The organism is Paraburkholderia lacunae, assembly GCF_003353175.1.
In the GTDB taxonomy this organism is placed as follows: Bacteria; Pseudomonadota; Gammaproteobacteria; order Burkholderiales; family Burkholderiaceae; genus Paraburkholderia; species Paraburkholderia lacunae.
In genome coordinates, this window is sequence record NZ_QHKS01000066.1 from 1 (window position 1) to 9,402 (window position 9,402).

The 9,402-nt window shown below is 63.1% G+C and carries 8 protein-coding genes and 1 pseudogene; all 9 read right to left on the reverse strand.

Annotation, left to right across the window (positions count from 1 at the left end; translation table 11 throughout):
- Positions 1 to 1,488: oxidoreductase (locus DLM46_RS38440; protein WP_115110196.1), on the reverse strand; the 1,488-nt coding region annotated here is incomplete at its 3' end.
- Between the two features lie 52 nt (positions 1,489 to 1,540).
- Positions 1,541 to 2,074: a DUF5943 domain-containing protein gene (locus DLM46_RS38445; RefSeq protein WP_115110199.1), complete on the reverse strand. Its 534-nt coding sequence runs from the start codon at positions 2,072 to 2,074 to the stop codon at positions 1,541 to 1,543.
- A 73-nt stretch (positions 2,075 to 2,147) separates the two neighbouring features.
- Complete coding sequence (locus DLM46_RS38450) at positions 2,148 to 3,119, reverse strand: dipeptidase (protein WP_115110203.1); 972 nt, start codon at positions 3,117 to 3,119, stop codon at positions 2,148 to 2,150.
- Between the two features lie 31 nt (positions 3,120 to 3,150).
- Positions 3,151 to 4,425, reverse strand: coding sequence for a serine hydroxymethyltransferase (locus tag DLM46_RS38455; protein WP_115110207.1), 1,275 nt, complete (start codon positions 4,423 to 4,425; stop codon positions 3,151 to 3,153).
- A gap of 151 nt (positions 4,426 to 4,576) precedes the next feature.
- Positions 4,577 to 4,876: pseudogene (locus DLM46_RS38460) on the reverse strand (alcohol dehydrogenase catalytic domain-containing protein); the annotation flags it as partial.
- A 260-nt stretch (positions 4,877 to 5,136) separates the two neighbouring features.
- Positions 5,137 to 5,574, reverse strand: a complete 438-nt coding sequence (locus DLM46_RS38465; protein WP_115110210.1) for a dihydroneopterin aldolase — start codon at positions 5,572 to 5,574, stop codon at positions 5,137 to 5,139.
- The gene (locus DLM46_RS38470; protein WP_115110213.1) at positions 5,571 to 6,206 is read right to left on the reverse strand and encodes a sarcosine oxidase subunit gamma; all 636 of its coding nucleotides are present in this window, start codon (positions 6,204 to 6,206) and stop codon (positions 5,571 to 5,573) included. Before DLM46_RS38470 ends, DLM46_RS38465 begins: the two co-directional genes overlap by 4 nt.
- Positions 6,196 to 9,207, reverse strand: a complete 3,012-nt coding sequence (locus tag DLM46_RS38475; RefSeq protein ID WP_115110216.1) for a sarcosine oxidase subunit alpha family protein — start codon at positions 9,205 to 9,207, stop codon at positions 6,196 to 6,198. The genes DLM46_RS38470 and DLM46_RS38475 overlap by 11 nt, the downstream gene beginning before the upstream one ends.
- Positions 9,204 to 9,402 (reverse strand): sarcosine oxidase subunit delta (locus tag DLM46_RS38480; RefSeq protein WP_115110219.1); only part of this gene is annotated, 199 nt, incomplete at its 5' end. The genes DLM46_RS38475 and DLM46_RS38480, both read right to left, overlap by 4 nt.

Here is a 9,402-nt window from a genome sequence, read left to right on the forward strand (position 1 = left end):
CTCGACGCCCCACGCCGCCACTTGCGACGTGAACGACGAACCGCCCGTGGCCAGCACGACGATGTCCGGCTTCTCGGCCATGATGGTTTTTTCGTCGGCCGCGACACCGAGACGGCGATCGACGCCGAGCCGCTTCGTTTCCATATCGAACCAGCGCACGATGCCCGCCATCTGCTCGCGCTGCGGCGCCTTCGCGGCCAGCATGATCTGGCCGCCGACGTAGTCGTTCTTCTCGAACAGCACCACATCGTGACCGCGCGATTTCGCCACGCGCGCCGCTTCGAGTCCGGCCGGACCCGCACCGACCACGACCACCTTGCGCTTCGGTCCACGCGTCTTCTCGATCACGTGCGGCATGGTTGCTTCGCGTGACGTCGCGGCGTTCTGCACGCACAGCACATCCAGCCCGTTGTATTGGCGGTCGATGCAGTAATTCGCGCCGACGCACTGCTTGATCTCGTCTTCACGCCCATCGCGGATCTTGATGACCATATGCGGATCGGCGATCTGCGCGCGCGTCATGCCCACCAGATCGACCATGCCGCTCGCCAGCAGCCGTTCGGCCTGGCCGGCATCGCGAATGCTTTGCGCATGCATCACCGGGAGCTTCACCACCGACTTGATGCCGGCCGCGAGATGCACGAACGGCTCAGGCGGCAGCGCCATCGGCGGCATGCAGTTCGCCAGCGTGTTGTGCGTATCCGCGCCGGAACCGATCACGCCGAGGTAATCGATCAGCCCGGTCTCCGACATCGCCTGTGCGATCTCTTTCAGTTGTTCGTGATCGAGGCCGTCTTCATGGAATTCATCGCCGCACATGCGCAAGCCGACGCAGAAATCCGCGCCCACCGCTTCGCGCACCGCCTTCAGGACCTCGGTGCCGAAACGCAGACGGTTTTCGAGCGAACCGCCCCATTCGTCGGTTCGGAAATTCGTGCGCGGGCTCCAGAACTGGTCGATCAGATGCTGGTGCGCCGCCGAGATTTCGATCCCGTCCATGCCCGCATCCTTCACGCGCTTCGCAGCCGCGGCAAAGTCCGAGATGATGCGGCGAATCTCTTCCACCTCGATGATCTTCGCGTTGCCGCGATGCACCGGCTCACGCACGCCGGACGGCGACATCAGATGCGGCCAATGCTCGCCGTGAAATGCCGAGCGGCGGCCCATGTGCGTCGCCTGGATCATGATCTTCGCGCCGTGCGTGTGCATCGCTTCGGCAAGCCGCGCGAGCGGGTCGATAATCCTGTCGGTCGCGAGGTTCACCGATTTCCACCAGCCTTGCGGGCTATCGATCGACACCGGGCTCGACCCGCCGCACACGGCAAGGCCGACGCCGCCCTTGGCCTTCTCCTCGTAGTAACGGATATAACGGTCGCCGGGCAGACCGCCCGGTTCCGCATACACCTCCGCGTGCGCGGTGCTGACGATGCGGTTGCGCAGCGTAAGCTGGTTGAGCTGCAGGGGTTTGAACAAGTGGGGATAGCGCATCGCAAGCGACCTCTGGCGTTCGTGTGTCTCGTATTGCTGATATGGTTCTGTGTCAGTGAGTAATCGGCGACACTTCGAAGACGCAGTCGTCGTGCCCCTCGGCTGCGCACTGCACTTCCTTTGAATGGGCGCGCGGCGCGCCTTTACCTTCCGGTGTCGTGTCGTTGACCCAGTCCATCGCGCCGGCGAACCAGCCTGCGAACATGTAGCAAAGCTTGCCTTCCTTGCCCGGCTGCGCGAGCACGAACGACGAATGGCGCAGCTCGATAGTCGCGCGCGCGCTCGCCGGATCGGCTTCGAGAATTGAGAACAGGCCCCACCCGCGCTGCGACAGGCGCTTCAGGTAATGCTCGAACACTGCCATCCCGGTCAGACCGTGCAGCTTCGCTTCCTTGTCGCACCAGTGATAGGCGGACTTGTATCCGGCTTTATAGAGAATCTCCGCATACGCGTCGCGGCCGAGCGCTTCCTCGACCGCCGTGTGGTTGTTCGTGAAGAAGTGACGCGGGACGTACAGCATCGGCAGCGCGTCGGTGGTCCAGATGCCGGTATCGGGATCGACGTTGATCGGCAGTTGCGGTTGCATTGTGATGGCTCCGTGAGCGATAGGGGCGCATACGAATCGTTGCTCCCCTTCTTTCATATATGTGGATGAAGAGTTACGCGCCCCACACATCCTTGAACACGCGCACCCAGTTCTCGCCCATGATCTTGCGGATGCGCGACGCCTTCCAGCCGGCGCGTTCCATCGCTGCGGTCAGGTTCGGAAATTCGCCGATCGTGCGGATGCCTTCCGGGTTCACGACCTTGCCGAAATTCGTCAGGCGGCGGTAGCGGCCCTTGTCGTGCGTGAGCATGTCGAAGAATTCGGTGCTGTAGCCCTGCGTGAAATCAGTGCCGATGCCAACCGCGTCCTCGCCGATCAGGTTCACGACGTAGTCGATCGCCTCGATGTAGTCGTCGACCGTCGCGTCGATGCCGCGCTTCAGGAACGGTGCGAACATCGTCACGCCGACGAAGCCGCCCGCGTCCGCGATTTCCTTCAGTTGCTCGTCGCTCTTGTTGCGCGGATGCTCCTTCAGGCCCGACGGCAGGCAGTGCGAATAGCAAACCGGTTTCTTCGAGAACGCGATCGCTTCCGACGATGTATTGCCGCCCACGTGCGACAGGTCGACCATGATGCCGACGCGGTTCATCTCGGTGATCACTTCGCGGCCGAAGTCGGACAGGCCGCCATCGCGCTCATAACAGCCCGTACCGACAAGGTTCTGCGTGTTGTAGCAGAGCTGCACGACGCGCACGCCCATGTCGGCGAACGCCTCGATATAGCCGAGGTTGTCCTCGAACGCATGCGCGTTCTGGAAGCCGAGGATGACGCCGGTCCTGCCTTCCCGCTTCGCACGGAAGATGTCGTCGGTCGTGCGCACGAGCGTCAGCAGTTTGCCGTTGTCGCGGATCTGCTTCTTCATCTGTGCGATGTTGTCGACGGTCTTCGTGAAGTTCTCCCAGACCGATACCGTGCAGTTGGCGGCGGTGATACCGCCCTTGCGCATGTCGTCGAACACCGAACGTTCGAACTTCGAAATGTTCAGGCCATCGATGATCATGCTGTCCTGATGCAACGTGCTCATGTAAAGCTCCAGTCCTGTCAGTTCTATCGGATCAGTAAATCGGGAAGCGCTCGCACAGAGCGAAGATCTCGCGGCGCACGCGCTGCTCGGTCGCGTGATCGCCTTCGGAGTTCGCGCGCAGTGCTTCGAACACCTCGAGGATCAGGCGGCCAATCTCGCGAAATTCCGCGACGCCGAAACCGCGCGTGGTGCCGGCCGGCGTGCCGAGGCGAATACCGGAGGTCACCGTGGGCTTCTCGGTGTCGAACGGAATGCCGTTCTTGTTGCAGGTGATGCCCGCGCGTTCCAGCGCCTGCTCGACCTGATTGCCCTTCAGGCCCTTCGGGCGCAGATCGACCAGCAGCAGATGGTTGTCCGTGCCGCCCGTCACCAGATCGACCCCGCCGGCCTTCAACACTTCGCCGAGCGCCCGCGCGTTCGCCAGCACGTTATCGATGTAAGTCTTGAAGTCCGCGTGCAGCACTTCACCGAACGCGACCGCCTTGCCGGCGATCACGTGCATCAGCGGGCCGCCCTGCAGGCCGGGGAATACCGCCGAGTTGATTTTCTTCGCAATCTCTTCGTCATTCGTCAGCACAAAGCCGCCGCGCGGGCCACGCAGTGTCTTGTGCGTGGTCGACGTGACCACGTGCGCATGCTCGACCGGATTCGCGTGACGTCCCGCCGCGATTACGCCGGCGATGTGCGCCATGTCCACCATCAGCTTTGCGCCGATGCTGTCGGCGATCGCGCGGAAGCGCGCGAAGTCGAGCTGGCGCGGATACGCGGAAAAGCCCGCGATGATGAGGCTCGGCTTGTGCCGTTGCGCGAGTTCCTCGACCTGGTCGTAGTCGATCAGCATCGTGTCGCGGTTCACACCGTACTGCACAGCGTTGAACCACTTGCCCGACAGTGCCGGCTTCGCGCCGTGCGTCAGGTGGCCGCCCGCGTCAAGCGACATGCCGAGCACCGTGTCGCCCGGCTTCGCGAGCGCGAGCATCACCGCCCCGTTCGCCTGCGCACCCGAGTGCGGCTGCACGTTCGCGTAGCCGGCATTGAAGATCCGCTTCACACGGTCGATTGCGAGCGCCTCAACTTCGTCCGCGAATTCACAACCGCCGTAGTAGCGCTTTCCCGGATACCCTTCGGCGTACTTGTTGGTCAGCACCGAGCCCTGCGCCTCGAGTACTGCGCGCGATACGATATTTTCCGATGCGATCAGCTCGACCTGCGACTGCTGCCGCTCGAGTTCCTTCAGGATGATGTTTTGGACTGACCCATCGCGCTGGGTCAGAGGCTGCGAGAAGAAAGACTGGGTATTCGACATAGAGCGTCCGTGACAGTGAGAGTGGGCAAAGTGCAACGTGAAGGGTCCGCCGCGTCTGGCTTTTCAGCGGAACCAGGCCAAGGCTTCCGATGACCTTATTCTTGTCGTTTGGACTTTCTGTCGATGTGCGAATTTAGACGCGGTCTTTACCTTTTCCGCCATTTACGTTGAACGGCACGGACACAATATCGCCGACCTTCAGCGTCTCGACGTCGCCGCCGACTTCGAGCACTTCGCCCGTGATTTCGTGGCCGAGCACGAGGCCGATCGGTGCAGTCGTGCGGCCGCGCACCATGTGCTGGTCCGACCCGCAAATGTTCGTGCTCACGACTTTCAGAATGACGCCGTGGCCGATCGAGCGCCCGCTCGGATCGACCATCTTCGGATAGTCGATCTTTTGCACTTCGACCTTGCCAGGCCCCATATAAACGACACCTCGGTTGCTGCTCATCGTATTGTCTCCTTTCCGTTGGATAACGCCGCCACACGCCGTCAGAAGCGGCGCACGTAGCAACCCCTCAACGTACTCCGGGACGTGATGCGGACGACAGGCAAAAACCGACGGGCGCTTGCATTACGCCGACATGGGGTACAGATTCGCAATTGTCTGCGTGATTGCACAAGCCGCGCAGGCGCCCGAATCTGCTGCACCACATCCCGGGCCGGTGTATAGCCACATGATCAATGCTCTACGCGGTCGACGGACAAAACTCAGAGCCCTGCGGTCCCGCTCCACCGCGAATAGTCCTCGCGCGTCCATTCCAGTGCGACACCGACGCGCTTCGTGCCCGGTCGAATCTTCGGCTTGTGCACCGCAAGTTCAAGCGTTTCGAGCACCGGCCATTCGCGAAACGACAGCACTGCGATATCGGCGACGAGCGTTTCGAGCAGACGCGTATGCGGCTTGCTCGCAAGGAACGCCGCAAGCCGCGTGCAATAGCCGTCATAGTCGATCCACTCGCCAGCCTCGCTCGGCTCGCAGCGATAGCCGAGCCGAGCGTCGATCACGATCGACTGCGGTCCATCATGTTCATACGAATGAATACCGATCCGCACCGGCACCGTCAGTGCATCGACGAAGATGCTCCAGCCGCGCCCTCGCACGCGCGGCGCATCCAGCGCGAGGAACGGCGTCTCAGTCGGTTTCATGACGCGAGCGACGCCGCCGCATCGAGGATGATCCGGCAAAAGTAGTCAGCGAAGCTGCGGCGCACGACGATCTCGAAAGTATCCCGACCGCTCGGGATCAATACGATCGATGCCTTGAAGTAGTGGCTCTGCGCGCATTGCCCTTCGCCGAACAGGCGCGGATGCAGATCGAGCGGGCATCCGCGCGACAGTACCTCGCGTACGCACTCGCCGCTGATCTCGACGACCGTAGAGCCGCTGCCGACGTCGACCGCCGCCGAATACGTGCCCTGCAACGCCTCGGCGAGCTTCGCCCCGAGCGCGCCCGTCTGCACTGGCTCGGTCGAACGCACGAGCCATTCGTCGGGGCCGAGCCACAATGCGTCATACGAAGCGCTTTTCGCGACCGTGTTTGGCTCGGCCGGCGGCCGGCAGCCGACGACCCGTTCGAACGCGACCACGAACGCGGGATCGGACAGCTCACCGCGCACGTTCACGAGATCGAGGAACGCGCGCTCACGCATCGCGAACTTCTTCGACGCGCGCGTTTGCCGCGCCTTCAGCAGATCGGCCGCGCCAATGAATGGCGACTCGAGCCTCACCACGTCTGAACGCTCTGCCACATGCGTCCTGTTTTTCGTCTCACTCCACATTCTGACGCACCCCTTCGGTATCGTAGAAAATCGGGTTCGCAATCTTCGCGGTCACGCGCTTGCCGTTGGCCAGCGGAATAGCGACGCTTTCACCCATCTTGTTCAAACCGCCCTTCACTACCGCGAGCGCAATCGACCGCTTCAGGATCGGGCTGTAATAGCTGGACGTCACGTGGCCGATCATCGGCGTCGGATCGGTCGCCGATGCCTGCGTGTCCGGCGCGACGATCTGCGCGCCTTCGGGCAGGACGTACTGCGCGTCGTCGGTCAGAAGGCCGACGAATTGCTTGCGGCCTTCCCTCGCGGTATCCGAGCGCGTCAGCGAACGCTTACCGAGGAAGTCCTTCGACTTCGCGACGAGTCCGCCCATCCCGAGGTCGTACGGGGTGATCGATCCGTCGGTATCCTGACCGACGATGATGTAGCCCTTCTCCGCACGCAGCACGTGCATCGTCTCGGTACCGTACGGCGTAATGTCGAACTCGGCGCCCGCGGCCATCAGCGCTTCCCACACCGCGCGACCGGCGTTCGCGGGCACGTTCACTTCATAGGCAAGCTCGCCCGAGAAGCTGATCCGCATGACGCGCGACTTCACGCCCACGACAGTGCCATTGCGATAGCTCATGAACGGGAACGCGTCGTTCGCGAAGTCGATGTCCTGACAGACCTTCTGCAGCACCTTGCGGCTTTTCGGCCCGACGACCGCGAACGTCGCCCAGTGGTCGGTCACCGACGCGAGGCGCACCTTCATGTCCGGCCACTCGGTCTGCAGCCAGCGTTCGAGCCACGTGAGCACACGCGCGGCGCCGCCCGTCGTCGTCGTCATCATGAAGTGCTGCTCGCCGAGACGCACGGTCACGCCGTCGTCGAACACCATCCCGTTCTCGTCGAGCATCAGGCCGTAACGGCACTTACCGACTTCGAGCTTGTTCCATGGGTTCGTGTACATCCAGTTCAGCAGCTTCACCGCGTCCGGACCCTGGATGTCGATCTTGCCGAGCGTCGACGCGTCGAGCATGCCGACGCTATTGCGCACCGCGAGGCATTCGCGCTTCACCGCGGCGTGCAGATCCTCGCCCTTCTTCGGGAAGTACCACGGACGCTTCCAGTTGCCGACGTCCTCGAACATCGCGCCGTGCTCGACGTGCCATTCGTGGATGCAGGTCTTGCGGACCGGATCGAGGAAGTCGCCGAGCTCGCGGCCCGCGATCGTGCCGAACGTGACCGGCGTGTAGTTCGGGCGGTACGTCGTCGTGCCGGTCTCGGGAATCGACTTGCCGAGCGCCTGCGCGAGAATGCCCATCCCGTTGATGTTGCCGAGCTTGCCCTGATCCGTTCCGAAGCCCATCGCGGTGTAGCGCTTCACGTGCTCGACCGATTCGAAGCCTTCGCGCGCGGCGAGCAGAATGTCGGCTGCGGACACGTCATTCTGGAAGTCGACGAATTGCTTCGGACCACGGGCGGCCGCGTCGTGGCTGCCGACGAGCCAAAGCGGCGTCAGCGGACCTTCCACGACTGCGGCGACCTGCGGGACCACTGGACGCTGGGTAACAGTGAACCCTGCCGCCTTTACGGCTTCGACTCCGGCGTCGATCGCGAGTCGCAGCGCGCGCGCGAAATCGAACTCGCCCGCGGCAGCGCCAACGCTCGCTTCCGCCTGCGCGCCCCTGCCCGGCACGAAGCACACTTTTTCATCGACCCAGAGCGCCTTGCCGCCAGACTGCGCGAACAGGTGTAGCACCGGACTGAAACCGCCCGACATCGCGACGAGATCGCACGGCAGCGTCGTGATCTTGCCGCCCGCCTGTCTGTCCGCATACGACGCGATGTCGACCGACGACACGCGCCACTTACCCGACGCGGCCATCACGACTGCGCCGCTCATCACGGTCACGCCCTGGCGCTTCGCGGCGGCGGGCAGCGCGCCGCTCGTTGACGCGCGCACATCGACGACAGTCACTTTCGCACCGCACGCCGTCAGGTCGAGCGCGGCCTGATAGCCGCGGTCGTTATTCGTGAACACCACGGCCTCACGGCCCGGCAGCACGCCGTAGCGATGCACGTACGCCGATACCGCCGAAGCGAGCATCACACCCGGCAGATCATTGTTGCCGAACACGATCGGGCGCTCGTGCGCGCCGGTCGCGAGGATCACGCGCTTCGCGCGGATTTTCCACAGCAGCTCGCGTGTGCCAGCGCGCATCTGAACCGACAGGTGATCGGTCAGGCGTTGCGTGACGGTCACGAGGTTGTGATCCTGATAGCCGAACGCAGTGCTGCGCGACAGGATCTTCACGTCGGGCAGCTTGCGCAGTTCAGCCTCGATCTTCTCGACCCACCGCATCGCCGGCTTGCCGTCGATTTCCGTCGGATTCGACAGGAGGCTGCCGCCGAGTTCTCTCTGGTCGTCGACGAGAATCACGCGCGCGCCGGCCGTCGCCGCCGCATGCGCGGCCACGAGGCCCGTCGGTCCGCCGCCGACGACGAGCACGTCGCAATGTGCGTAGCACTTGTCGTAGCGATCGGCGTCAAGCTTCTCGGGCGCCTTGCCAAGCCCTGCCGCTTCGCGAATTTTCTCTTCGTATTTCGGCCACCATTTGCGCGGCCACATGAAAGTCTTGTAGTAGAAGCCGGCGGGCAAGAAGCGCGCGAACTTCTGGTTGATCGCCATGCGATCGTGTTCGAGATTCGGTTCGGCGTTCACGCTCGTCGCAACGAGCCCCTGATACAACTCGACTTCCGTCGCGCGCGCATTCGGCACCGTGTACGCGCCGCGTTCCAGTTGCACTACGGCATTCGGTTCCGCGACGTCCGCCGTCACGATGCCGCGCGGGCGGTGATACTTGAAGCTGCGCGCGACAAACCGCACCCCGTTCGCGAGCAGCGCGGACGCAAGCGTGTCGCCCTGGAAGCCCTGATACGTGTGGCCGTTGAACGTGAAGGTCAACTGCTTCGAACGATCGATGCGACCACCGGTGACGAGTCGGTCTTTCTGGCTCATTTTCCGGTGCCCTTCTTCTGAGCATTGACAGGAGACTTACCGAAAACCTCGTATCCCTTGATGTCATAGGTGACCGTGTCGCGCTGCGCCATGAACCAGCGGCGGCAGCCTTGCGTGTGCATCCATTGCTCGCGGTGCACGCCGCGCGGATTCTTGCGCATGAACAGGTAGTCGCCCCATTCCTTGTCGGTGAGT